The sequence below is a fragment of the Streptomyces sp. NPDC002004 genome (genome assembly GCF_053593975.1).
In genome coordinates this window covers 21,748-46,246 of sequence record NZ_JBSFDP010000030.1, presented here as the reverse complement: position 1 = coordinate 46,246, position 24,499 = coordinate 21,748, and the positions used below count along the sequence as shown (strand labels likewise).

The following is a 24,499-nucleotide window of genomic DNA, read 5'->3' as shown; positions in this document are numbered from 1 at the left end:
TGCGCCGGGCGGACGGGAGGACGGGCGCCGCGCCCGGGCCGTTCGGGTTGACATGCCATTGACTGGAGCAATGGCCGGTCTCGGGTGGTGCGACGCAGCAGGCTGGACCTCCTGTTCGAGTCCTGTGCCAGGAGTCCCGCGTGTACAGGCTGCGTGAGGGGAGCCGTTCGGTGTGTTGTCCGCCTGCGGGCCCCGCCTTGGTACGCCCGTTCGGTCCGGCGGCATCGCTGCTCGCGGCGCTCGCACCACGGGCCCTGCGCCGGAGCGGACGGTGAAGCGGCCTGGCGGCGACCGAGCGGCGAGCAAGGCGGTGCAGCCGGGCGGCTCGGGCCTGTCGGCGCCGGCCGCCCCGGCGTGGATGCGCTGGCTGCCCGTCTTCTACGTCGCGGCGCTCCTGGCACTGGAGCCCATCACTCCCGTGCAGTGGCCTCTGAGCTTTCTGCTCATCGCCCTGCCGCTGGTCGCGGCCTTCGCCCATGGTCCCGCCATCGTCGCCGCCGTCACCGTGTTCGCCGTGCTCTTCCTGGGGGTCCTGGCCGGCACGCCGTGCTGTGCGGGACGCTCCGTGGGCAGCCTGTGGGAACGCCACTACGTGGCCGCCTACTTCTGCACCGCCCTGGTGGGCGTTCTCGGAACGATCCTGGCCGCCCACCGCACCCGGCGGGAACGCACCCTCGCCACCGTGCGCTTCGTGGCCGAGATCGCGCAGCGCGTCCTGCTCAGCCCGGTTCCCCATCGCATCGGCCGGGTCCAGGTGGAAACCCTGTACCTCTCCGCCGCCGCGGAAGCACACATCGGCGGCGACCTGTACGAGGCCGTGCCCACGACGCACGGGACCCGCCTGCTCATCGGCGATGTCCGCGGCAAGGGCCTCCTCGCCGTGGAGACGGCCGCCACCCTTCTGGGCGCCTTCCGTGAAGCCGCCCACGACGAACCCGATCTCGCCGCCGTGGCGCTCCGCGTCGAGACGAGCATGAACCGCAGGGCCGCCCAACTCCCCGGCAGCGACATCGCCGAGCGCTTCGTCACCGCCGTCCTCGCGGAGATCCCCCAGGACCACGTCCTGCGGATCGTCAACTGCGGCCATCCGCCGCCCCTGCTCATCCACCCCGACGGGGTCAGCGAGCTGGAGACGGCCGACCCGTCGCCGCCTCTCAACCTCGGCGTGCTCCTGGGGCAGACCCACCACGTCGACGAGTACCCCTTTCGCCCCGGCGACCAGCTCCTGCTCTACACCGACGGCATCACCGAGACGCGCAACTCCGACGGCGCCTTCTACCCCCTCGTCGAACGTGTCCGTTCCTGGGGTCCCCTGTCGCCCGATCAGCTTCTCGACCGCCTCCACGACGACCTGCTGACGTTCAGCGACAACCAGCTCAACGACGACACAGCGGCCCTCGCCGCGTACCACCTGCCGAGCGTGGACGAGAACGGCGGGCCGGCGGTCCGCCGCGAGCCGTAGCGGCCCGGGAGGCACCCGCTCGTCGGCTTCCCGCCAGGCCCGGTGGTGACGGGGGTGTTCCCGTCGGCGTACCGGCCATCGCGTGCCGTGTCGACTGACCGGACCGAACCGTCCGGTACCGCAATCCGGTGCTGCGCCGGCTGCGCAGCCGACTTCAGACGAAAGGAGCCGCACGGCGTGCTGCTCTCGTACAACCGACTCTTACGCGTGTGGGCCGCCGCCCTGATAGGTGCGCTGGCCCTCACGCTCCTCCTGCCGGCACCTGATGCACGGGCCGCCGGCGACGGCCTCGCCCACGAGGAGGTGTCCTTCCGCGGTGGCGGCGGTCTCCTCCTCCACGGGACGATCCTCTCGAAGGGCGGGGATCGAACACGCAGCCCCGGGGTCGTGCTCGTCGGCGGCTCCGGACCCGGTCCGCGCGAGGAGTACCGGCAGGAGGCCGAGGCCTTCGCCCGGGCCGGGATCACGACCCTCGTCTTCGACAAGCGGACCGTCCGGTACTCCACGTTCCACCGGGACTTCGGGCTACTCGCCGAAGACGCGCTCGCCGGCGTGCGGCTGTTGCGCGGCCGGCCGGACGTCGACCCCCGCCACGTCGGCCTCCGGGGCTTCAGCGAGGGCGGCTGGGTCGCGCCGCTGGCCGCGGCCCGCTCCTCCGACGTCGCCTTCGTCGTCACCATCGGAGCGTCGGGATACTCCCCTCTGCGTACCGAGGCCTGGAACCTCACCACGCACCTGAGGCACCGGAACGTCACCGGTTCGTTCGAGCACACCGTCAGCGGACCGGCGGCCCGGCTCACCGGTGCCACTGGGCTGTTCTCCGCGGCGGACTACGATCCGGTCCCGGTGCTCCAACGCCTGCACCGTACGCCGGTACTGGCGCTGTGGGGCGAGTACGACACCCAGGTGCCGCCCCGGGAGAGCGCGGGAGTCTTCCGGCGCGCGCTCGCCCGGGCGGGCAACGCACACGCCGTCATCCGTTTCGTCACCGGCGGCGCCCACAACGGCCACCGCACATCGGACGGCTTCGACCGGATCGGCGGCCCCCTCTTCCACGGCAAGCCGCTGGGAGAACTGGCGCCCGCCTGCACGAGGACCGTGACGACGTGGATACGAGCGGTCGGCGCCGGGCACCCGCCGGTCTCCGACGCCGACCCCGCGCCGCCGCAGGCGGCCTCCAGCACGCCCGTCTCCGACCCCGGCCCGTACGCATGGCTCTCCCCCGCGCTGCTCCTCCTCGGCTTCGCCGCCTACCCGGTCGGCGCTGTTGTGCGGAGGGCCCCCGTCGTGCGACCGGTGCGCCGGACGGCCGGGCTCGGTCTGGTCACGGTGACAGCGGCCCTGGTGTGCCCGCTCTCGGTCTTCGCCGTCGGAGACGCGGCCGCGACGCCGGTGATCTGGGGGCGCCCCGCCGGGTGGCTGGTGGCACAGGCGCTCGGCGTCACGATGGTGGCGGTGACCTGCGCTGCCGCGGCCGCGCTCTGGCGGTCGCGCGGGGCTCTGGGCCGGACGGCATGGCTGCGGTCCGCCCCGGTGGCGCTCGCAGCCGTGGGATTCGTCCCCTGGGCACTCTGGTGGGGCGTGTTGCGCCCCTGAGGCCTCCCCCGGGGGTCGCCGGCCGTATCGCGTGGCGGCGGGGCGCAGGGTGGTCCGCTCATCTCCGGCGACGCGGGACCGCCGGAGGGCGGGCACGCCACGTCGACGGCGGTGAGCGCCGGGGTCAGCGACGTGGGACCGGCCGGAACCCCACAGCATGGCGGTGAGCCCCGGGAGGGAGCCGGAGGGCGGGCCGCCCCGCGGTTCTCCCCGGCATGCACGGCCTGCCGGGGCGTGGGACCACAATCACCCGCCGAGGTCGCCGCCTGGCGGATCACTCACTCCCAGTGACGCATCTCCCCCGCGGCGACCAGGGCGGCGGATCCTGCTGGGGTACGTCCACACCCGGCTGCCCGCGCGGCATTGCGGGCACTACCGGACCAGGTCGGCCTTCACCTCCTCACCCTGCGACCGGGGCGGGCACAGGAGCCGCCGGGACGCGATGTCCGGTCCATGACTGTGACGTACATCCTGTTGCTCCGTATGTGACCGATTTACGCTTGTCCGTCCCGCGCGCCCTGGTGTGCGCGAGTGCTCGCGACGGGATCACGCACACGGTGACAGACCCACGGCGGGCACGTGCAAAGGAGGATTCACATGCCCGGCGATCTCTCGCCCGTCATCGCTGCCGCCACCCGCTGGCTGCTGTCGGCCTACCCGCCGGTGGCCGGCCCCGTGGACCACGCTCTGGCAGAGGCCCAGGCATGGGAGGCGGCCACCATCGCCGCCGCCCTCCGCTACCCCACCGTGATGGACGCCGAACTGCTGAATCTGCTCGGCCCCGGTGGCTCCGACCGGCTCGACTCGGTCACCGGCAGCGACGCCCACCCGCTGGAGGAGGACGAGTACGTCTGGCGCTCCTGGGTGGACGAGACCGTCGTCAGCTGGGCGGCCTGCCTGCTCGCCGACGCCGATCTCGCCGCCGTGGCAGCGGCCTGTCTGACTGCGACCCACCACGGTGCGGACCGTGTGGGCCATGCGCGCCGGCTGACCCTCCCCAGCCAGCGCGATCACCGTGCGGCTCCGCTCCTGCGCCACCCGGACCTGCTCGGCCCGATCGCGGACCTCCACCGCGGGGCTCTGCACGGCCTCCTCGCCTCCGACCCGACGGGCCGCTCCTCCGAGCTCGCGTGAGCGGCCGCGTGGCCGGCACTCGGAACCACGAGCGCCGGCCCGACCCCAGCTGCTCGACGCAAAGGCTTCACGCAGCGTGGCGCAGCGTCGGGCCGCCCGGCGCCGCGCACGCCGACGGAGCCCGGCAGACGGCGCCACGGGCCGGGGCAGCTTAGGCTCCTGCGGAGGAGTGGAACTCGTATGAGCCACATCTCGGGCCGGGCCGTGTGTCCAGCCTCCGGGCGGGCTCGCCGTCCCAGCGGAAGGGCGTCGGGATGAGCGTGGATCTGGAGCGTGTCACCGACGAGCTGTACGGGCTGCCGCCCGAGGAGTTCGTCGACGCCCGTACCCGGCACGCTGCCGCGGCCCGCGCAGCGGGCGAGAAGGCACTGGCGGCGCGGATCGGCGCCCTGCGGCGTCCGACCCTGTCGGCATGGGCCAGCAATCTGCTGGTCCGCGCCCATCCGGACGAGGCCGCCGGGCTGCTGCGGCTGGGAGAGGCCCTCCGCCAGGCGCATCTGCATCTCGACCGGGAGCAACTGCGGGAACTCAGCAGTCGACAGCACACCGTGGTCGGTTCCCTCGCACGCATGGCCGGACAACTGACGGCCGAGTCCGGGCACCCCATCGGTGACGGTGCCCGGCGCGAACTCGAAACCACGCTGCACGCGGTGCTCGCCGACCCCGATCTGGCCCGGGAATGGGCAGCGGGCCGCATCACCAGGCCTTTCGGGCCGCCCACGGGCTTCCCCGCCGTCGCCGCCTCCTCCTCCCGCCCGGCCGCGACTCCCCCGCCTCAGCCCGAGCGGACAACCCAGGAAGGGGGAAAGGCAGTTGCCTCCGCCGCGCGCTCGAAGGCGGACGAACGCCGCGCGAGCGAGCGGCGCCGAAAGGCCGCCGAGGCCCGCCGGGGAGCGGAAGCCGCGGAGCGGCAGGCGCACCTGCTCGAAGAGGAACTCGAACGGGCCCAGGCGGAGGCCGGTCGGGCCGAGAGCGAACTGGAGGAGGCCGAGCGGCGAACAGCCGATCTGGCCGAGGAGTTGAAGACGGCAGAGGAGCAGCAGCGCGAGGCCCGACGTCGTCTGGCCGGGACCAGGAGCCGGGTCACCGAGGTTGGGGACACCGCGCGCACCGCGCGCCGTGCGGCGCAGACGGCCCGCTCCCACGCCGATGGCCTGGAAGGGTGACGCAGCGGGTGCACCCGGCGGAAGGAGACCGGCGCGCCCGGCAGAAGGGGGGCGCCCCGCAAGGCGCCTCGATGGCGTGGCCGTCAACTCGCCTGCGTTCAAGCCGCCGTGCATGTGCATGCCCGGGGCACCGTCCGATGCGCGGCGGCGGCCGGAACTACGACGACGGCTCGACGGGGATGACGCGGTCCGGCCGCCCGGCCGCACGGGCCTTGGGGTCCGGGTACACGCAAAGGGTGTCGCCGTCCACGAGCAGCATCGGATCCGTCCACGTCTCCGTGGCCTCGGGCACGAGCATCCGTGTCGCGGCCCGCTCGACGTCGTGGACCACCAGCGACAGGACGTGGTAGCCCAGGTTCCCCATCACCGGGCTTTGCTCGGGGTGGTCCTCGGGGCCCTCGGCCTGCACCACGTAGAAACGCTCGTCCGCCCAGTACCCGGACTGCTCCAGCGAGACGCCCTCCGCAACGCGGACTCCGTCCACCCAGAGGCCCACCATGGAGAACTCCGACGGGTCCTGGATGTGCACCGCCCGATGCCGGTCGCTCGCGGTGAACTCGACGTCGATCCCGTACGCACTCCAGCAGTCCTTGAAGTCGCTGCACGCGCCCGGGACCGGCCCCATGCGGTACCGGGTCCGGTCCTGCGGACCGTCGGCCGGGTCCTGGCTGCACGTCCTCGGATCACGGCACGGCCTGTCGATACGACGGGTGCACCCGATCCCCATGGCCGCCACGTCCCGTGGTGCGGCGCGCGACAGCAGTTCGGCGAGCCGGTCGCGGTACCGTCCCGGCCCGACGAGGGCGAGGAGGTCGTTCCCTTCGTCCCGCCACCACACCAGCAGGTCCACTCCCACCTGGGAGCGGCACAGCCAGTCCTGCCACTCCTCGCCCCAGGCCCCCCAGTGGTGGGTCCACCGGTGCCTCGCCGGCTCCGTCTCCGGCTCGGCCGTCCCGGGCGTCTCCTCCAGGGCCTGTTGCTCGTCCGGCGACTCCTCCGGGCCCTCTCTCCGGCCGTTGTTCTTCCTGCGCCATCGCCACGTCACGGCCGCACCCCCACGCTCCCCCTCGGCAAAGGCCCGACGGCGGGACAGCGACAGCCGGCCGACGAACTCCACGATCGTAGAAGGGGTTGCCGGACGGGGCGGCCCATTTATCGCGCGGACCGGCTGGTCGGGCAGGGCTGGGCGGCGTGTTCGGGGGCGGCCGTGGCGCATCGCCGACGAGATCGGGCGACGTATCAGCGACGGCTCGCTCGCCCCGGGTGAGCGCGTGCCGTCGACGCGCCAGATCGCCCGCGAGTGGGGAGTCGCGCTCGCCACGGCCACCAAGGCCCTCACCGTGCTGCGATGGGAGGGGCTGGTCGAGACCCGGCCTCGGGTCGGCACGGTGGTGGCGGCCGGGAAGTCCTCACCGGCGGTGGAGGGCCGGCCCCCGTCGGGGCGGCAGCCCCGCTCCTCGGCCTCCGACCTGGAGCTGAGCCGCGAGCGGATCGTCCGCGTCGCCGTCGACATCGCGGACGGTGAAGGGCTGTCAGCGGTGTCGATGCGCAATGTTGCCGCCAGGCTCGGCGTCGCCGCCATGTCCCCGTACCGCTACGTCAACGGCAAGGACGACCTGGTTCTGCTGATGGCGGACGCAGCGTTCGCCGAGGAGACGTACCCGGTGGAGCCTCCGGCGGGGTGGCGGGCCCGGCTGGAGTTCGGTGCGCGCACCTTGTGGGGTATCTACCGCAGGCATCCCTGGCTCGCGCAGATCGGGGCGCTCACCCGGCCCCTGATGCTGCCGTCGCTGATGGACCACGCGGAGTGGGTCGTCGCCGCCCTGGACGGCCACGGCCTCGATCCGGCCACCCTGCTCGACCTGCACGTGCTCCTGTACAGCCATATTCACGGTATGGCCGTGCACGTGGAGAGGGAAGCGCAGGCCGAGGCGGCCACCGGTCTGTCCGAGGAACAGTGGATGGACCACCAGGCACCGGCGTTCGATGCGATGGTCCGGGCAACCAGGTATCCGGTGTTCACCAGCGTCATGGGGCGCCTCGAGGGCGGGTACGACCTCGACCTGGAGACGTTGTTCGAGTTCGGTCTCAAGACCCTCCTCGACGGGATCGCCCCCATGCTCGAGGTCCCACCGCCCCCCCGTGCGACCGAGTGACCGGGGGTGGCACCGTCCGGGCCCTGCCTTCACGGCTTCAGGTACTCCGGAAGTTCGGTGTGCTGAACTCGATCGGGCCCGGCCGTGGACGGCAGACTGTCACCCACGGTCCGCGTTCAGTCGAGAGGGTTCCCGATGCCGTCGGACTGCAGGACCAGACTGCTCCACCGGACACTGTCGCGGCCGTGCAGATCGGGGCGCTCGCCGACGTGGACCGTCCGGAGCCCGTGCGACCGGCCCAACTCGACGGTTTCGGAGGCGGACACGTCGAACATATGGCGGCCGTCAGGCACGGGACCGTGACGCAGATTCACGAAGAACCGGCCGCCGGGCACCAGCAGCTCGGCGATCCTGGCCATCGCCCGTCGGCGCTCCTCGGCGTCCAGATGCATCCACACCGCGGTGGCGAAGACGGCGTCGAACCGGCCCGGGTGGCAGCTCAGCGTCAGGTACGGAAGCACGTCGTCGACCCAGTCGATGCCGCTCTCCGCATGCAGGCGCCGGCCGTGCGCCCGCAGCTCCGCAGTCGGCTCGACGGCCACGACACGGTGTCCGCGGGCCGCCAACGCCGCGGCGTCGCGCCCGGTTCCCGCGCCCACGTCCAGGATGCGGCCGGGCTCGACAGGAACCAGCTGCAGCACGGCGCTGTGGACCGCGTCGAACGTGACGTCCTCGTACTGAACGGCCAGCGCATCCGCCGACTCGGCGTATCCGGCGGTGCCCCTGGGCGGGCCGTTGCCCTCCGCATCGGCAGTCATGTGGTCACTCATGGCCGAAGGCTACTGGCCTGCCGGTCCTGGCATCACCGTGCCGAACCCGGTGCCGTCCGCGGCCGCGTTCGGCACGTCCCGCCGGACCGGCCGACGTGTACGGTCAGCCGCCGACGGACCTCGCGACACGGAAGCCCACGTCGTCGACCCGGAACGTCGGGTGGCTACGGCGGCGCACGGAGGCCCGGCAGCTCCAGTGCTCGTCGAACCAGCCACCGCCGCGGAGCACCCGATAGGTCCCGTAGACCTCGGCGTCGTAGATGTCCCAGCACCACTCCCAGACGTTCCCGAGCATGTCGTGGAAGCCCCAGGCGTTGGGGCGTTTGCCACCGACGGGGTGGAGTCGCCCCTCCGCGTTGTCGCGGTACCAGGCGATCTCGTCGAGCGACCCGTACCGCGGTCCTGTCGTCCCTGCACGGCAGGCGTGTTCCCACTCGGCCTCGGTCGGCAGCCGGTACCCGTCGGATGAGGTGTCCCACTCGACGCCTTCGCCGTCGGCCGGGACGTGGTAGGCCGGCGCGAACCCCTCACGTTGGGACAGGGCATTACAGAACAGGACCGCGTCGTTCCAGGAAACCCCCTCGACGGGCAGCCCGTCCCTCTGGGTGGCGCCCGGTCGGCGGCCCGTGACCTGTGCGTACCGCGCCTGGGTGATCTGAAGCGCGGACAGCCGGTAGGGCGCAAGTTCGACCGGCCAACTGCGTTGTGTGCGCCGGTCCGACAGCGTCACCTGCCCCGGCGGCACGGCGATCATTTCGCTTCCTGCGCCCGCGTCCATGGGCACATGATCATACTCGGGCGAGCGCAGGTGGCAGCAGACGAACTCCCGGAATCGGGCGGCAGTTGAACGGTGTGCAGCGCGCCGTGGCGTCGAGCAGGAGCCCGCGGACCCGGAACTCGACCCTCCGGCTCACACCTTTGCACGAACGGCGAACGTGCGGCCGCTCGCCGCTCGCGGGGCGGCTACTGTTCCGCGATGAGGTGAGGCAGTTTGCGCATGTCGTGGAAGACGACGGTGTCCGGACCCGCCAGCCGCTCGGCCGGGGTCAGTCCTCCGGCGTAGCCGAAGGCGCGCATGCCGGCTGCGCGGGCGGCCTGGACTCCGGGCAGGCTGTCCTCGACCACGACGCAGGCGGCCGGATCGACGCCCATCCGCCGTGCGGCGTACAGGAACAGGTCCGGGGCGGGCTTGCCGCGGTCGACTTCGGCGGCACTGTAGATCCGGCCCGCGAAGCGCTCGTACAGGCCGGTGCGGCCGAGGGTGTGGCGCATCTTCTCGTGGGAGCCGCTGGAGGCCACACACGTGGGCAGGGTGATCGCGTCGAGTGCTTCGGGCAGCCCTTCGACGGGGGTCAGCCCGGCATCCACTGCTTCCCGGTGGAGCTGTTCGAACCGCTCGGCCCAGAGTGCGGCCGTGGCCCGGCCGAGCCGGGCGGCGACCAGTTCGCGGATGGCTGCGTGGGAGCGTCCGATGAAACGGTCGACGACTTCGTCCTCGGTGAGCGGCCAGCCCAACTCCGCGCCGAGGGCCACCTGGACACGTGCCGCGATGCGCTCACTGTCGACCAGCACACCGTCGCAGTCGAATATGACGAGTTCCATCGGCTTGATCATCTCCGCAGTGTAGGGCCCGACTTGGCTCGGCGGCGGTGATCCTCCGGGCGGGCGGCACAGCGCGCGCACCGGTCACAGGTGCATCCGGATCACCTCTCCGAAGCTCCCCGTGTGAGTGAGCGGCCGGGCGAGCCGCGGGCCGGTCACGTGAGGCGGCGGCTGCAGGTGGGGGTGCGGCCGACCCCCCGTGACCGGCCGCACCCCGCCGCGGCGCGCCTCCCGCTGCCGGCCCACCCGCCGCGGTGCCCGCGCACCGGCCCATAGGGCCGGCACGGCGGGAGCCTCCTTCATGGGCGGGGAGGCCGTACGACGCGCAGGGCGCCGGGGCGCACGCGGATCGTGAGGGGCAGTGCGGCGATCGGCTCCCCGTCCGCGTAGGCCGTGGTGGCAGGAGCCTCCAGGGACACCTCGCTGCCCTGGTACACCCTGACCGCAGGGTGACCGACATGGGTGCCCGTGAACACGCGGGGGGCCACACGGGCGAAGGTGCGCCGGTCGACCGCCTCGACCACGGTGACCGACAGACGGCCGTCGTCCGGGCGCGCCGCCGGGCAGATCCGCATGCCTCCCCCGTAACTCGCGGTGTTGCCCACCGCGACGAGGGTGGCGTCGAGCGCAATGCGCTGCCCGTCCACGGTCACGACATACGGGGTGGTCCGCAGCGTGGACAGCTCCGCGACGGCCGCGATGTTGTAGCGCAGTCGTCCTCGGGGCCATCGCATGTTCTCGGCGCGCTGTGTCACTCGCGAGTCGAATCCGCTGGTCAGCACGGTGAGGTACCAGCGGTCGCCGACCTGCGCGGCGTCGACGGTGCCGATGTCGCCGCGCGCGACGACATCGGCGGCAGCGAGCGGGTCGCGCAACGGCAGTCCCAGGGCGCGGGCGAAGTCGTTGCCCGTGCCCGTGGGGACGACGGCGAGGGCCGTTTCCGTACCGGCCAGGGCCTGCGCGGCGATGTTCACCATGCCGTCGCCGCCGACGACGGCGAGGGTGCCCCCGCGCGCTCCGGCGGCGCGGGCCTCCTCCGCGGCATGGCCGGCCGTCCGCGTCAGTACCAGCTCCGGTCGTACACCGTGGTGGCGCAGCCGTTCGGCGACCCGCTCGGCGATACGCGCTCCCGCTCCGCGGCCGGACACCGGGTTGACCAGGAGTGTGCACGCGGGCGTCGTCATGGGATCAGTTTCCCGGGGTTGAGCACACCCGCGGGGTCCAGGACCTGTTTGGCCGCCCTGAGGACCTCGACACCCAGTTCGCCGACCTCCTGGGTCAGCCACGGCACGTGGTCGGTGCCCACGGCGTGGTGGTGGGTGATGGTGCCGCCGTGTGCGGCGATCGCGTCGCTCGCCGCCTTCTTGGCGCGGTCCCACTGTGCGATGGGGTCGGCCTCCGCGGCGGTGACCGCCGTGAAGTACAGGGACGCTCCCGCGGGATAGACGTGGGAGACATGGCAGAGCACCACCGGGGACCGGCCGTCGTGCGTGAGTGCGCTGCGCAGGCTGTCACCGACCGCCGCGTACAGACGGGGGAGGTTGGACCAGGTGGTGGCGGTCTCCAGCGTCTCGGCGAGGAATCCGGCCGGGAGGAGCGCGTCCCGGAGGTAGGGCCCACTGGTGCGGGAGCGGCGCCAGTCGTCGGTCGCGCCGGACGCCACGGTCTCGGCTCCCGGGATCGCCATCAGGATGCGCCGCGTCGCCGCGCGGGCGTCCGCCACGTCCTCGGCGGTACCGGCGTAGTCCAGCAGTGCCAGGCAGCCGGAGGGGGCCTGGCCTCCGCCGACGGACGCGTTGACGAACGTCTCCGTCTCGTCGGAGAGCCGCATGGAGCGTGCGCCGACCCCGGCCTGGACGAGGTGGCGCAGTGCGTCGGTTCCCGTCGTCCAGTCGGGGAACGTCCAGGCGTCGTGGTGGGTCGTCGCGGGCAGCGGACGCACCCGGCAGGTGACGTCGGTGACGATGCCCAGCGTGCCTTCCGAACCCAGGAAGAGCTGGCGCAGGTCGGGTCCGGCGGCCGACGCGGGGGCACGGCCCAGGCGCAGGCTTCCGCGCGGTGTCGCCACGGTCATGGCCTGCACCATGTCCTCGAAACGGCCGTATCCGGCCGACCACTGGCCGCTGGACCGGGTGGCGGCGTATCCGCCGATGGTCGCGTACTCGTGGCTCTGCGGCAGGTGACCGAGGGTGAAGCCATGGGCCGCGAGCAGTTCCTCGGCCTCCGGGGTGCGCAGGCCTGCTTCGAGGGTCGCGGTCATGGATTCGGCGTCGACCGCCACGAGGCGGCGGAGCCGGCCGAGGTCGAGTGCGATGACGGCGTTGAAGGGGCCGCGCAGCGGCTCGACGCCTCCGACGACACTCGTCCCGCCGCCGAACGGCACGACGGCGACGCCGGCTTCGGTGCAGGCCTCCAGGACGCGCACCACTTCGTCGTGGTCGGCGGGCAGCACCACGGCGTCCGGTGCCTGGGAGGCTTCCCCGTCGCGGCGGCGCAGGAGGTCCACGAGGCTCTTGCCGCCCGTGTGGCGCAGCCGGGTCGGGGCGTCGGTACGGACGTTCTCCGCGCCGACGACGTCCTTCAGGGTCTCGGCCGCCGATGCGGGCAGCGCGGACGGCGGGATCGCCACGTCGGCCTCGTCGACCGATGTCAGCGTGCGTTCCGGTTGCCCGAGTACCTGATGGACCAGTTCCAGGACGGAGTCCGGAAGCGCCGGGAGGTGGCCGGGCTCGCCCCAGGCGTTCCACGCCATGGAGCTGCTGGGGTGTGGAGGCGTCGTCATGCGTTACAGTTTTACACATGATGGCAAGTCGTAACGTCGAAGACGAGATTCTCGACGCCACACGCGAGAGCGTCGAAGCGTTCGGAGTGCGCAGAACGAAGCTCGCCGACATCGCACGTCGCGCCGGTGTGAGCCGCCCGACCGTCTACCGTTACTGGCCGGACGTCGAGTCCGTGGTCGCCGATCTCCTCACCCGTGAACTGCACGAAATCATCACCGCGGCCCGCCCCACCGACGCCGATCGCATCACCGCACGCGAAGCACTCATCCGGCAGTGCGCCGCGACCGTGCGCGCCCTGATCGGCCACCCGCTGTTCAGCCGCATCATCGACAACGAGCCCGAACTGCTCGCCACCTACACCTTTCACCGCCTCGGCGTGAGCCAGCAGGCGGCGATCGGCCTCATCACCGACCAGATGCGGGCCGGGCACCACGACGGATCCGTGCGCGCCGGCGACCTCGCCGCGCAAGCACGCATGGTCTTCCTCGTCGTACAGGCCACCGCCACCTCCTGGCGGCTGACCAGCGACGTCATGGACACCGACGGCCTGATCGCCCATGTGCGCGCGCTTCTGGACGGATACCTGCGCCCCGAAAGGGATGGCCAATGAGGACTTTCCCCCACAGCACTTCACTGTCCGCCCGTCGCCGCCGACGGGACCTCGACGCGATCGCGGAAGGCCTGCGGGTCGACGTCCTCGTGGTCGGGGCGGGCGTCACCGGCGCCGGCGCCGCCCTGGACGCGGCCGCGCGCGGCCTGTCCGTCCTGCTGGTCGACCGGCACGACCTGGCTTTCGGCACCAGCCGATGGAGTTCGAAGCTGGTGCACGGCGGTCTGCGCTACCTCGCGTCGGGCGACCTGGGCATCGCCTACGAGAGCGCGAGGGAGCGGGGCATCCTGATACGGCGGACCGCCCCCCACCTCATCCGGCGCCTGCCCATGCTGCTCCCCCTGCACAGCGCAGTCAGCCACAGCCAGGCCGCCCTCGCCCGCACCGGCTTCGCCGCGGGCGACATGCTGAGGATCTGTGCCCGGACACCGTCGTCGCTCCTGCCGCGGTCCCGCCGGTTGAACCCCGCGCGGACCCGCGCACTCGTCCCGGGTGTCACCACGGCCGGTCTGCGCGGCGGACTGCTCTCCTACGACGGTCAACTCACCGACGACGCACGGCTGGTCGTCGCCCTGGCCCGCACCGCCGCAGGCCACGGAGCCCGCGTGGTCACCCACTGCAGCGCGCAGCAGCTCCGCGCCGACGGTGCGACCCTCCGCGACGAGATGACCGGCGACGTGCTCGAGGTGACAGCGAAGTCGGTGATCAACGCGACCGGGGTGTGGGCCGGGCAGCTCGCCCCGCGGGTGCGGCTGCGGCCCAGCCGCGGCACCCACCTCGTCGTCGACGCGGCCAGGGCCGGCCTGGAGCACACCGCACTGACCGTGCCGGTTCCGGGCTCCATGAACCGCTTCGTCTTCGCCCTCCCCCAGCAGGACGGACGGGCCTACATCGGCCTCACCGACGAACCGGTCGACGAGCTGCCCGACGTCCCCGAAGCCCCCGACGACGACATCGACTTCCTCCTGGACACCGTCAACCAGGCGTTGCAGCGTCCGCTGTCCCGCGACGACGTCCTGGGGACGTTCGCGGGGCTGCGCCCCCTGCTGGACAGCGGTGACGGGGGATCGAGTGCGGACGTGTCCCGCCGCCACGCCATCCTCACCGGCACCGACGGTGTCGTCACGGCCGTCGGCGGAAAGCTCACGACCTACCGTGCCATGGCCCGCGACGCGGTCGACGCGGCCCTGCGCACCGCGGGCCTCCCCGCCGGCACCTGCCGGACGGAAGCCCTTCCCCTGGTGGGGGCGGTGGCTCCGCACCGCGTCAAGGCCCTGGCTGGGCCGCCCCGACTGGCCGCGCGCTACGGGGCGGAGGCTCCGGACGTCGTGGCCGGCGCGGCCGGCGACCGCACCCTGCTCACGCCGCTCGCCGCGGGCGTGACCGGCGCCGAGCTGCTGTTCGCCGTGCGCCACGAAGGCGCGCTCACCGTCGAGGACCTTCTCGACCGGCGGACGCGACTCGGGCTGGTGCCCGCGGACCGGGCGCGGGCCGTGGCCATGGCAGAGCGGCTCCTGGAGGAGGAACAGGCGTCCTGACCCTGGGCGTTCGGCGGTCACGGGTGGCGCCGTGGCAGGTACCGTCCCACAGCGGTACGGCCCGCAGGCGGAACTGCCCTGTAGCAGAATCGGCGGGTGCGGATTCTGTCGTTCCCCGAAGAGGCCACCCCGTCCGAGTGGCGTGTCCAGGTACACGAGCTCCAGGAGCAGGCATGGCCGTCCGATTCCGGGTCGGGCGCCGGCGCCGGTGAGCCGACCCACGACCCGGTACTGCGGCCGCTGTCCATGCTGCTGGAGGAGGACGGGGTGGTGCTGGCCGCGCTGGACATCCTGTTCAAGGACATCGTCCACGCGGGCCGGCGGTACGCTGCCGGGGGGCTGAGCACCGTGGTGACCCGGCGGGAGGCGCGTGGTCACGGGTACGGCGGGCGACTCGTGGCGGCAGCCAGGGGGGCGATGACCGTCCGGGAACTGGATCTGGGACTGTTCACCTGCGACCTCCCGCTCCGGGCGTTCTACGAGCGCGCGGGCTGGCGGGTACTCCCCGGTGCGGTGCTGGTCGGTGGCACACCGCAGGCACCGTTCCCCAGTGATCAGCCCGGCTTCGACAAGGTCACCATGGGCGACTTCTTCTCACCCGCTGCCCGGCGGGCCCGGGCGTCGTTCCACGACTGCCGCATCGACCTGCATCCGGGCGAGATCGACAAGCTCTGGTGACCCCGGCGCCCCGGGCCGGTGGCGGCGGTGGGCCGCACGGCGGCACGCCTGCCGCCTACCGCCGTCGGATCTCGGCGGCGAGCTGCGGCGGGTCATGCCTGGCCGGCGATCGGTTCCTCCCCCGCGCTGCGGCCGCCCGGCAGCAGGCTCCCGGGCGAGGACCGCGCGTGCAAGGAGCCGACGACGTGCAGTCGTCGACGCGTCCGAGGCCCGGGCGAACGCCGTCGGGCGGTCAGAAGACCTGGGCGAAGCAGCCCACGGTGACGGCCGCACAAAGCGCCACGAGCGCGACCGTCATCAGGAGTCCTGGTATGCGCATGGGTCCTCCATTGCCTGGCCGACGTGGCTCACAGGCAGTACCGAACGAGCCACTCGTCGGCGTTGTACGTGTCCTTCGCCGGGTCCGGGGCCGTGGCTGCCTGCTCCTCGACCATCTCCTCCGGCCGGATCCGCTTCGGCAGCTCGCCGAACCGGGCGCGGCGTGCCGATTCCGCGGGGTCGGGGTTCTTGTGCGCAGGCTGCATGGCGTCGTCTCCTCGATGGTTTGCTGCCGGCTTCAGGTCGGCCGGGGCCCCGGCCGACGAGCGCCGCGGTATCGGGCCATGGTGGTGATGTGCTGCTCGGTGCACGGCGGCAGGCAAGCCCTGGTGAGCGCCTCGGCTCATCACCGGTCCAGCTGCACTTCCCCATGCCCCACCCAACGACCCGGCGCCCGTGAGAATTCCTCTGCCATCCCGGTCACGTCGACCGTGCGTTGCCCGGTCGACTCGTCGACGTGTGCGAGGTGCGGGCCCGGGTCGCGGAGCACCGTGGCGATCACCCCGGCGACGTCGTCCGCGGCGACCGGCGACTTGCGTCCGGTGCCGAAGGGCGGCGTGATCGTGCTGCGGCGTCAGCGGCCGGGTGGACCTCGACGCTGTCGCCGACTGCCCGCATCAGGGCCCTGGGCGCCGTCCCGGGCCGACGTCCCACAGGGCCGACGGCACTGCGGTGACCGTACACATCTGGGTAGCTACCTGAGTACGTCGACTCAGGCAGAACCACCGGCCGTGCGGACAGGGTGAGGGCATGACGATTCCTCCGCCTCCCCCACTGCCGCCCCACCAGCCCGAGTACGGCTACGTACCGCCCCCGCCGCCGGCGCCTTCGCGTGCCCGCCGGGGTCTGCTCATCGGCACCGTGATGGCGCTGCTGATCGTCGCCGGGGCCGCGACCGCCTGGTGGCTGACGAGGGACGACGAGAGCGGCCCGCTGGCCGGCAGGCCCCGGGTGACCGACACCAGAGCCGGACTCTCCTACGCGATTCCCGAAGGCTGGCGGCACAGCCCGGCGAAGGACAGGGATCTGATCGACGCCTTCACCTCCCAGATCACCAAAGCCGGTTCGGGCGAGGCGGGCAGCGTTGTGTTCACCGGCAGGGCGCGGCAGGTGGTGCCGGAAGCGGACCTGCGTCGGCAGACGGAGTTCGCCGCCCGGTCGAACGCGGAGTTCTTCTTCCCCGACCAGCGGGCCACGCTCGAGGACTCACGCCCGACCACGGTCGACGGCCGGCCCGCCCATGCGGTGAAGGTCCGGGTGGCGGACGGAAAGGGCGGCATGTCGCACTTGGAGATGGTCCTGGTGACGGTGAACGGTCACCGCACCTCCTTCGTCCTCGGTGTCGTCACCGCCAGCCCGGGCTCGGCGACCGGTCGGGAGATCGACGAGATCGTGGCGAGCACCACCGTCGCATGACCGTCGTATCCGTCGGCGACCCGGTCCCGCCCGTCCACCCGGCAGGGCGGGCATCGGGCCGGCCGCGCACCGGCTCGCCGCCTCACCGGGTGGGTGGCGCACCGGCCAACCGGTCGCCCAACGGACTCCTCCGGTACAGCACATGTCGTCCGTCGCGTGCCCGGGTGACCAGACCCGTGGAGTGCAGGACCCGCAGGTGCTGGGACACGGCACTCGGGGTGACCCTCAGCAGCCGGGCCAGCTCGACCGTCGGCAGCGGCTCTTCGAGGAGGGCGAGCAGCCGGGCTCTGGCCGCGCCGATGAGGGACACGAGGGCAGGCGCGTCGGCGCGGGGCACCGGGGCCCAGAGCGTGGCCACTCCGCGGCTCGGGTAGATCAGCGACGGAGCCTCCTCGGGGCTGACCGGCGGCGCGGGCTTGTGCGCGAACACCGAGGGCACCAGCAGCAGTCCGCGCCCCGATGCCGCGACACGGTGCCTGCTGATCATCTTGTCGATGTGCAGCACACCGCTCTGCCAGCGCAGATTCGGGTGCATCCCGGCGAACAGCAGACGGGCACCGCCCATGGCCAGTTGCCGTGCCCGGTAGGTCATGTCGGCCTCCAGCACCAGCCGCATCCGGGGCCACATCGGCTCGACGGCGGTCCTCCAGTACTGCCGCAGCAGCTCACAGACGGCGTCGCGGAGGCGGACGACGGCTGCGTCGTCGGTGGCCGAGGCGTCGCGCAGTGGTTCCGGGAGCGGGTCCGGTGCATGGGCGGCCAGGAAGTCACGGCGCACCAGCTCGGGTGGGGTCCGCCCGACGACCGCCAGCTCCTCCTCGAAGTCCGCGGAGAAACCCGTGGGTCTCGGGGTCAGGAAGTCGGGGAGGGTGAGCCGCTCCGCCACCAGCGAGAACAGCAGGTCCGTGTCGAGTTCGCCGAGCCTGCCGAGCACCGGCCTGCGCCACGGCAGATGCACGGCGGACAGGCCCGGCTCGCGCAGCACGCGCAGGCTCAACACGGTCTCGGTCAGGGGCGAGACGGCGAACCGGGTGTCCGCCAGGTCCTCGACTCCGAGCATAAAGTCGATCATTAAGCCGTACGCTACATCGATTGGCACGGCGACGCCGGTGCCGTGGACTGGCGCCCATGACGCACACAACTCATGAGCGGCGTACGGCGATCGGCACGGGCGGGCCGCGCGGCATCGGCGTCGCGGTGGCCGGGCGGCCGGCGCGCGACGGACTGGCGGTCGCCGTGATCGACCCGGACACGGCGGACGGCGCCGACACGGTCAGCGCCGTCACCGTTTCGGGCGGTTCGGCGCCGGCGGTTGCGGCGGATGTCGCCGACGAGTCCGCGGTGGCCGCCACGGTCGCCCGGGAATCGATGGAACCCGGGCCGCCGACGGTACCGGTCCACCACGTGGTGAGCCCGGGGGCGGGCTTCGTCCCGGGCCGTGCCGTACACGTCAACGGCGGGCCGGTGGCCCGGTGATGAGCCGTCGACTGCTCCTGATCCTGACCGCGACCTGCGCCGTCGCCGTGGGCAACATCTACTTTCCGCAGGCGATCGGCCCCCTGATCGCCGCCGGGCTGCATGTGTCGCCCGGCTCGGCCGCCCTGGCTGTGACCGCCACCCAGATCGGCTACACCGCCGGGATCGTCCTGCTGGTGCCGCTCGGCGACCGGGTGCCGCACCGCCGGCTCCTCGTCACCCTGCTCGCCCTCACCGGATGCGGGCTGCTCGCGGCGGGCTGCGCACCGGCGCTGCCGTATCTCGTCGCCGCGAGCGGCCTCATCGGCCTCACCACGGTGGCCGCCCAGGTCATCGGTCCGCTGGCGGTCGGTCTCGTGGGTGCCGAACGGCGCGGGGCCGTGATCGGCACTCTGCTCAGCGGGTCGACCGGCGGCATGCTGCTGGCCCGCACCTTCAGCGGAACGCTGGGCGAGTGGCTGGGCTGGCGGGCTCCCTATCTGGTCGCCGCCGTCTCGGCCCTGCTCCTCGCGGCCGTCCTGGTCTTCATGGTGCCGCACCTGCCGGTCTCCCCCCGCCCGCGCTACGCGGCCCTGCTGGTCGAACCCCTGCGCCTGCTGCGCAGCGAGCCGGACCTGCGTCGCTCCTGCCTCTACCAGGCAACCCTCTTCGGCGGATTCTCGGCCGTCTGGACGTGCGTGGCGCTCCTTCTCACCGGTCCCGTCTACGGCCTGGGCGCCCGGGCCGTCGGGGTGCTTGCGCTGGTCGGCGGGGTCACGATGCTCTGCGCCCCCGTCGCGGGCCGCCTGGTGGACCGCCGGGGCCCCGACACGGTGAATCTCGTCTGCATGCTCGGTGTGCTCGCCTCGGCCGCGATCCTCACCTTCGGCGCCCGAGGCGGCACTCCGGGCCTGGCCGCTCTGACCCTCGGCACGCTGCTGCTCGACGTCGCGATGCAGTCCGGCATGATCGCCAACCAGGCCCGTGTCTACGCCCTGCGCCCCGACGCCCGCAGCAGGCTCAACACCGCCTATATGACCGGCGCGTACCTGGGCGGCAGCATGGGCTCCTGGCTGGGGCTGCGTGCCTGGGACGAGGCCGGCTGGAAGGGTGTGTGCACCCTCGTCGCAGTGCTCGCCGCAGTCGCCCTGACCCGTCATCTCCTCGCGTTGTACGGCCGGAAGGCACGCTTCGGCCACGGCCCCGCCGCGGCCCTCGCCCCGGACCGGGGCGAGGCGACGACCGACCGGCGGACACCCGCGTAGCCCCGCACCCGCACCCGCACGCGCGAGTCGCCGTCCGATGTCGGCGGGTGTACCGGAACGGCACGCGCCGCGGCCCAACGGCGGTGCCGTGGCCGCGGAATGACGGTCACGAGGGTGCGCGCCCCGTCCCACGGTGTCCCACCGTCCGGTACGTCGCAGCAGGTCGGCCCCACACGCGTCCCGCCCGGTCCCCACTGCCGCCGGGACCGTTGTCCGTCGGCGCCGTGCCTCCACAGACTGGCCCACGCCCCGAAGCCGGCGTTCGCAGGGGACACCGGGGGCACATCACAACGGGAGACGGTCATGCGGATGCGCAGGATCGCGACAGCGGCTGCGACAACGGTGTTGGTGGCAGGCGCCGTCGGCATCGCCGGTCCGGCACAGGCGGCGGCGGGGAGGACGAGCTGCTACGCCTCCAGCTGCAACCACCTCAACCCCTACAAGACCTACTGCACCGGCGACGGGCGCGCGGTGTACAGCGCGGCGAACGAGCAGGGCGACGTCGTCCACCTCTACTACAGTCCCTCCTGCCGGTCGGTGTGGGCCGAGACGTGGACCAGGCAGAGCGGGGACGTCATCCGGGTCGAGCGGTCCGACGGTTCGATCTCGAGCAGCGATGTCAGCGACGGCACGCACTCCTGGACCGGGATGATCAACGACGCCGGGTACAAGGCCCACGCGGAGATCAGTGATCCGGGCGTCAGCGTCTACGGTGTGACACCCGACTTCTGACGGAACCGCACCCGACGGCGAGGGGCCGCGCCGCCACCGCAGCACTCCCTGGGCGAGGTGGCGTGGCCCGCGGAGTCGCTCCGGTGACGGGGTGGTGCGCCGCCGCCCGGGCAGCGTTCCCGCGATCCCGGACGGGCGGTGCACATGCCGGGCGAGCGCTTCCCGCGCTGCGGTCGCGGTCGGAGCGGGGCGGCAGGCCGGCGAAAGGCGTGCGCGGGCACGACGCGGGCGGACCGCGGTGAAGAGCGTGCCGGTCTCAGGTGTCGGCCGTCGGCTCTCCGAAGGCCGGGCCCCCGCCGGCGCCGCCTCATCCTCGACGGCAGGGCTCCGTGCCCACGAGGCGCGACACGAGGCCGGGTCCGCGATGGGCCGGCACGATGCGACCGAGCCGCCCATGCCGTGTCCGATGATCTCCGCCTCCGTCTCGGGGCGCAGTGTCCTCCGGGCTATGCGTCCTGCTCCGCGGCGAGGCACCGGAGCAGGTCGAGGAGGGTCGCGCGGTCCGCGGCGGACAGGGCGGAGAAACAGGTGGCAAGCACCTCGTCAGCGATCTTGTGGCCGGCCGCGAGGACCCGCTCGCCCGGAGGCGTGAGATGGTGTTCGATCCGCCGGCCGTGGCCCGGCCGGCGCTCGACCAGCCCCTGCGCGGTCAGACGGCCCACGAGCGTTCCGAAGGCCTGCTCGCTCTGGAACGTCGCCGCTGCCAACTCCCGGGCCGAGGCGCCGGGTGAGCGGCTGATCGCGCGCAGCGCGTCCCACTGGGCCAGCGTCGTACCGGCTGCGCCGAGGGCGCTGTCGAGCGCCCGGTGCTGCCGGTACTGGGCTTGTTTGACCGCTCTTCCGAGGACTTGCAGCTCACCATGCATGCCTCGAGTCTACGCGACGACCAAGCTAGCTTATATAAAGATGTTTAGTTACTGTGTGGGCATGCCAACAGAGCACACGACAACCGTGTACCCCGACCTGCCCATCACCCTCTCCGAAGCCGGAACCGGCAGGCCCGTCCTGCTCCTGCACGGCGGAGGAGGCCGCGCCACGGTCGCCGGCCTCGCCGAGCACCTCTCCGCGACCGCGCACACCCTGACCCCCGTCCACCCCGGCTGGGACGGCGCTCCCCGCCCCGCATGGTTCACCGGCATCGACGACCTCGCCCTGGCCTATCTGCACCACCTGCACGACCGCGGGCTGGAGGACGTCCTGGTCGTCGGCTCGTCGCTCGGCGGCTGGACCGCGGCCGAGATGGCCGTACGCGACACGGCGGGGATCATCACCGGCGTCGTTCTCATCAACGCCGTGGGCGTACACGTCCCGGCAGAGCCGATCACCGACTTCTTCGCCCTCGACGCGCGCGGCGTCGCCGAGCACTCCTGGCACGAACCCGACCGGTTCCACGTCGACCCCGGCGACATCCCGGCCGCCCAACTCGCCGTACGGCAGGCCAATATGACCACGATGCGCATCCTGGCCGGCGACCCCTACATGCACGACCCCAAGCTGCTGCGCCGGCTGAGCCGCGTCGACCTGCCCGCCCTCCTCGTCTGGGGGGAGAGCGACCGCATCGTCACGCCCGCCTACGGCCGGGCGTACGCCGACGCCTTCGGGGACGGCCGGCTCGAGGTCGTACGCGAGGCCGGACACCTTCCGCACATCGAACAACCGGAAGCGACCTTCGCCCTGATCGACAGCCACCTGCGCCGGACGGGCGCCCGCCTCACCACCCGGTAGCAGTCGGCGACCGCCGCTTGCTCCGCCACGCGTCCGTCCGGGGCGAGCACCGGCCGTCGACGGAGGTCCGCCGACCGCACACCTCGACTCCCCGGCCACCACCTCAGCAGGAACCGACGCGCTCGTCCTGCCCGGGCGAGGGGACCATGCGGTACGAGTCACCCTCGGTCACCACCAGCCCGCCCGTGGGCGGGGGGAAGTGGGTGCCCAGGACGAGGGTGCCGGTGTCGGCGAGGGAGGCGAGCAGCCGCCGTCGGGTGCGCGCCGCCTGTTCGGCGTCCACGTCCACGCAGCTGCCGACGGCGGGATCGTGCAGCTGGACGGGGTGGTGGACGCAGTCCCCGGTGATCAAGGCCGAGGCCGGGCCGCTGTGCAGTTCCACGGCGATGTGACCGGGAGTGTGTCCGGGGGTGGGGCGCAGTCGGACACCCGGGGCGACCTCGGCCCCCGCGTCGGGGACCTCGACGAGCCGGAGGAGACCGGCGTCGTTCACCGGATGCACGGAGTCCCGGAACATCTGGCGGCGGGACTCCTCCATCTCCGTGCCGGCCCAGTACTCCCACTCCACTCGCGACACCACATAGCCGGCGTTGGGGAAGGTCGGCCTCCATACGCCGCCGGTCGCGCGGGTGTTCCACCCGACGTGGTCGGTGTGGAGGTGCGTGAGGATCACGAGGTCCACCGCTTCCGGCGCGAATCCGGCGGCCGCCAGACGCCCGAGGTAGCCGGTGCTCAGGTTGTCCCATGCGGGATTCGGCCGGCTCTTGCCGTTGCCGATACCCGTGTCGACGAGGATGCGCAGACCCTGGTGCGAGATCGCGAAGCTGTGGCTGGCCAGATGCAGGGTGCCCGAGCCGTCGGCGAAGTCGGGTTGCAGCCACGGAGCTTGGGCGACCATGTCGGCGGTGGCCTCGGGGAGCAGCCAGCGACCGGTCTGCGCGGGGAGGGCGATCTCGTCGATGCGCTGGACGCGGATGTCCCCCACCGTCCAGGACGGGGTTCCGGCGGGCGCCTGGGAGGCCGAAGAGGCGTTCATGGGGGGCGCTTCCTGTCTGTCATCCGAACACGGAGCAGCCGATCGCCGGAGCGCAGCCGCTAAAAGCTACTTATTCGCTTTAGCTCACCCTAGACCTCTGCAGCGACCTAAAGCAAACTCTTAGCTTTTATCGAGGGGCACGGCTCAGGGCGCGCCGGAGCGCTTCACCTCTCTCCTGCACCCCCGAAGAGTGCGCGGAGACGCCCGGAGCCGTCGTCACGGCAGGGGCATCAGACGGTAGAAGACCGTGGCGACCAGGCCTCGGGCGTACTCCGCCGGGAGCGGCTCCGGGCGGAAGAGGACCCGGTACATGATGGGCGCCACGACGTGATCCATCACGGTGTCGATGTCCGGTACGTGCTCACCGCGTTGGCCGGCGCGGTCGAGGATCGCCCCGACCTGCTCAGCGGCGTACGCGGAGCACCGCCCGGCGTTCGGGCCGTGCGGATCACCTGCAAGGGCGTCCCGGATGTAGGAGCGTCCGGGCGAGGAGGACATCTCCTCCAGGAACGCGGCGGCCCAGCGCTCCAGGTCGTCGCGCAGGCTGCCGTGGTCCGCCGGCGGGATCTCGGGCCGCAGCCGTTCCACCGCGACGTCCGAGAGGAGTTCCTGGAGGTCGCCCCAGCGGCGGTAGACGGTCGACGGCGTCACTCCGGCTCGCGCGGCGACCAGCGGGACGGTGAGCGCGGCCTGTTCGGCCTGGAGCTCACGCACGGCCCGGTGCACCGCTTCCTGCACACGGGCACTGCGCCCTCCGGGCCGGGTTCCTGGTCTGGGATTCACACACCCCAGGCTAACGCAAAATAGTTGCGCAGTGTGGAGCTGCGACGTCGGCCGAGGCAGCCAAGGCCGCGGAGGCCTACGAGCCCTACCGTGTCCGCGTGGCCATCGCCGGACACCAGGCGGCGATCTCCCCGCCCGGCGATCCGCTGCGACGGAAGGGCAGGCGGGAAGGGCAGGTGAGGGCCCGGCGATCGCCGCATCCGCGGCCATGAGCCACAACGGCGCCGGAAGGCGTGGAAGTTGAGGCTCTCCACGGACCTCCCGTCATCGGGCG

Annotated in this window: 24 protein-coding genes; 13 read left to right on the top strand and 11 right to left on the bottom strand. The window is 72.6% G+C overall.

The window, feature by feature from the left end; all coding sequences use genetic code 11:
• Nucleotides 1-271: 271 nt before the first annotated feature.
• From ACWCP6_RS29855 to ACWCP6_RS29840, 4 genes are all read left to right on the top strand, one after another.
• Nucleotides 272-1,462: a PP2C family protein-serine/threonine phosphatase gene (locus ACWCP6_RS29855; RefSeq protein WP_450935690.1), complete on the top strand. Its 1,191-nt coding sequence runs from the start codon at nucleotides 272-274 to the stop codon at nucleotides 1,460-1,462.
• Nucleotides 1,463-1,639: 177 nt separating this feature from the next.
• Entirely contained in the window at nucleotides 1,640-3,058 is a 1,419-nt protein-coding gene (locus ACWCP6_RS29850) for an alpha/beta hydrolase family protein (RefSeq protein WP_450935689.1), read from the top strand.
• A gap of 597 nt (nucleotides 3,059-3,655) precedes the next feature.
• Nucleotides 3,656-4,192, top strand: coding sequence for a hypothetical protein (locus ACWCP6_RS29845; protein ID WP_450935688.1), 537 nt, complete (start codon nucleotides 3,656-3,658; stop codon nucleotides 4,190-4,192).
• A gap of 254 nt (nucleotides 4,193-4,446) precedes the next feature.
• Entirely contained in the window at nucleotides 4,447-5,358 is a 912-nt protein-coding gene (locus ACWCP6_RS29840) for a hypothetical protein (protein ID WP_450935687.1), read from the top strand.
• 157 nt (nucleotides 5,359-5,515) lie between these two features.
• Here ACWCP6_RS29840 and ACWCP6_RS29835 read toward each other — a convergent pair whose 3' ends face one another.
• Nucleotides 5,516-6,403, bottom strand: a complete 888-nt coding sequence (locus ACWCP6_RS29835) for a hypothetical protein (RefSeq protein ID WP_450935686.1) — start codon at nucleotides 6,401-6,403, stop codon at nucleotides 5,516-5,518.
• Nucleotides 6,404-6,629: 226 nt separating this feature from the next.
• Here ACWCP6_RS29835 and ACWCP6_RS29830 point away from each other — a divergent pair, with 226 nt between their 5' ends.
• A complete protein-coding gene (locus tag ACWCP6_RS29830) occupies nucleotides 6,630-7,514 on the top strand; it encodes a TetR/AcrR family transcriptional regulator C-terminal domain-containing protein (protein WP_450935685.1) in 885 nt (294 codons plus the stop codon).
• 116 nt (nucleotides 7,515-7,630) lie between these two features.
• On the opposite strand, the gene ACWCP6_RS29825 is transcribed toward ACWCP6_RS29830, so the two are convergent.
• The 5 genes from ACWCP6_RS29825 to ACWCP6_RS29805 form a co-directional block, all read right to left on the bottom strand.
• Complete coding sequence (locus tag ACWCP6_RS29825; RefSeq protein ID WP_450935684.1) at nucleotides 7,631-8,284, bottom strand: class I SAM-dependent methyltransferase; 654 nt, start codon at nucleotides 8,282-8,284, stop codon at nucleotides 7,631-7,633.
• A gap of 103 nt (nucleotides 8,285-8,387) precedes the next feature.
• Entirely contained in the window at nucleotides 8,388-9,062 is a 675-nt protein-coding gene (locus ACWCP6_RS29820) for a formylglycine-generating enzyme family protein (protein WP_450935683.1), read from the bottom strand.
• A 185-nt stretch (nucleotides 9,063-9,247) separates the two neighbouring features.
• Nucleotides 9,248-9,898 (bottom strand): HAD family hydrolase, encoded by a 651-nt coding sequence (locus ACWCP6_RS29815; RefSeq protein WP_450935682.1) that lies wholly within the window; start codon nucleotides 9,896-9,898, stop codon nucleotides 9,248-9,250.
• Nucleotides 9,899-10,185: 287 nt separating this feature from the next.
• Nucleotides 10,186-11,070 (bottom strand): diacylglycerol/lipid kinase family protein, encoded by an 885-nt coding sequence (locus tag ACWCP6_RS29810; protein ID WP_450935681.1) that lies wholly within the window; start codon nucleotides 11,068-11,070, stop codon nucleotides 10,186-10,188.
• A complete protein-coding gene (locus tag ACWCP6_RS29805) occupies nucleotides 11,067-12,668 on the bottom strand; it encodes an FAD-binding oxidoreductase (RefSeq protein ID WP_450935680.1) in 1,602 nt (533 codons plus the stop codon). The genes ACWCP6_RS29810 and ACWCP6_RS29805 overlap by 4 nt, the downstream gene beginning before the upstream one ends.
• Nucleotides 12,669-12,685: 17 nt before the next feature.
• On the opposite strand from ACWCP6_RS29805, the gene ACWCP6_RS29800 reads away from it, so the two are divergent.
• The 3 genes from ACWCP6_RS29800 (at nucleotide 12,686) to ACWCP6_RS29790 (ending at nucleotide 15,495) form a co-directional block, all read left to right on the top strand.
• Entirely contained in the window at nucleotides 12,686-13,279 is a 594-nt protein-coding gene (locus ACWCP6_RS29800; protein ID WP_450935679.1) for a TetR/AcrR family transcriptional regulator, read from the top strand.
• Entirely contained in the window at nucleotides 13,276-14,817 is a 1,542-nt protein-coding gene (locus ACWCP6_RS29795) for a glycerol-3-phosphate dehydrogenase/oxidase (RefSeq protein WP_450935678.1), read from the top strand. Before ACWCP6_RS29800 ends, ACWCP6_RS29795 begins: the two co-directional genes overlap by 4 nt.
• A 96-nt stretch (nucleotides 14,818-14,913) precedes the next feature.
• Nucleotides 14,914-15,495, top strand: coding sequence for a GNAT family N-acetyltransferase (locus tag ACWCP6_RS29790; protein WP_450935677.1), 582 nt, complete (start codon nucleotides 14,914-14,916; stop codon nucleotides 15,493-15,495).
• A 347-nt stretch (nucleotides 15,496-15,842) separates the two neighbouring features.
• Here the strand turns inward: ACWCP6_RS29790 and ACWCP6_RS29785 are convergent, their stop codons facing one another.
• Complete coding sequence (locus tag ACWCP6_RS29785; protein WP_450935676.1) at nucleotides 15,843-16,019, bottom strand: hypothetical protein; 177 nt, start codon at nucleotides 16,017-16,019, stop codon at nucleotides 15,843-15,845.
• 544 nt (nucleotides 16,020-16,563) lie between these two features.
• Between ACWCP6_RS29785 and ACWCP6_RS29780 the strand changes: the two genes are divergently transcribed.
• A complete protein-coding gene (locus ACWCP6_RS29780) occupies nucleotides 16,564-17,229 on the top strand; it encodes a hypothetical protein (RefSeq protein WP_450935675.1) in 666 nt (221 codons plus the stop codon).
• 82 nt (nucleotides 17,230-17,311) lie between these two features.
• Here ACWCP6_RS29780 and ACWCP6_RS29775 read toward each other — a convergent pair whose 3' ends face one another.
• Nucleotides 17,312-18,301 (bottom strand): ArsR family transcriptional regulator, encoded by a 990-nt coding sequence (locus ACWCP6_RS29775; RefSeq protein ID WP_450935674.1) that lies wholly within the window; start codon nucleotides 18,299-18,301, stop codon nucleotides 17,312-17,314.
• 56 nt (nucleotides 18,302-18,357) lie between these two features.
• Between ACWCP6_RS29775 and ACWCP6_RS29770 the strand changes: the two genes are divergently transcribed.
• The 3 genes from ACWCP6_RS29770 (at nucleotide 18,358) to ACWCP6_RS29760 (ending at nucleotide 20,681) form a co-directional block, all read left to right on the top strand.
• Entirely contained in the window at nucleotides 18,358-18,705 is a 348-nt protein-coding gene (locus ACWCP6_RS29770; protein ID WP_450935673.1) for an SDR family NAD(P)-dependent oxidoreductase, read from the top strand.
• Nucleotides 18,705-19,949: an MFS transporter gene (locus ACWCP6_RS29765; RefSeq protein ID WP_450935672.1), complete on the top strand. Its 1,245-nt coding sequence runs from the start codon at nucleotides 18,705-18,707 to the stop codon at nucleotides 19,947-19,949. Before ACWCP6_RS29770 ends, ACWCP6_RS29765 begins: the two co-directional genes overlap by 1 nt.
• Before the next feature lie 303 nt (nucleotides 19,950-20,252).
• Nucleotides 20,253-20,681 (top strand): DUF2690 domain-containing protein, encoded by a 429-nt coding sequence (locus ACWCP6_RS29760; protein WP_450935671.1) that lies wholly within the window; start codon nucleotides 20,253-20,255, stop codon nucleotides 20,679-20,681.
• 446 nt (nucleotides 20,682-21,127) lie between these two features.
• Here ACWCP6_RS29760 and ACWCP6_RS29755 read toward each other — a convergent pair whose 3' ends face one another.
• Nucleotides 21,128-21,547, bottom strand: coding sequence for a MarR family winged helix-turn-helix transcriptional regulator (locus tag ACWCP6_RS29755; protein ID WP_450935670.1), 420 nt, complete (start codon nucleotides 21,545-21,547; stop codon nucleotides 21,128-21,130).
• Between the two features lie 61 nt (nucleotides 21,548-21,608).
• Here ACWCP6_RS29755 and ACWCP6_RS29750 point away from each other — a divergent pair, with 61 nt between their 5' ends.
• Entirely contained in the window at nucleotides 21,609-22,406 is a 798-nt protein-coding gene (locus ACWCP6_RS29750) for an alpha/beta fold hydrolase (protein ID WP_450935669.1), read from the top strand.
• A gap of 103 nt (nucleotides 22,407-22,509) precedes the next feature.
• Here the strand turns inward: ACWCP6_RS29750 and ACWCP6_RS29745 are convergent, their stop codons facing one another.
• Together ACWCP6_RS29745 and ACWCP6_RS29740 are read right to left on the bottom strand one after the other, a co-directional pair.
• Nucleotides 22,510-23,442 (bottom strand): MBL fold metallo-hydrolase, encoded by a 933-nt coding sequence (locus tag ACWCP6_RS29745; protein WP_450935668.1) that lies wholly within the window; start codon nucleotides 23,440-23,442, stop codon nucleotides 22,510-22,512.
• Between the two features lie 216 nt (nucleotides 23,443-23,658).
• Nucleotides 23,659-24,225 carry a TetR/AcrR family transcriptional regulator gene (locus tag ACWCP6_RS29740; protein ID WP_450935667.1) on the bottom strand — a complete coding sequence of 189 codons (567 nt, stop codon included), beginning with the start codon at nucleotides 24,223-24,225 and terminating at the stop codon, nucleotides 23,659-23,661.
• Nucleotides 24,226-24,499: the final 274 nt, after the last annotated feature.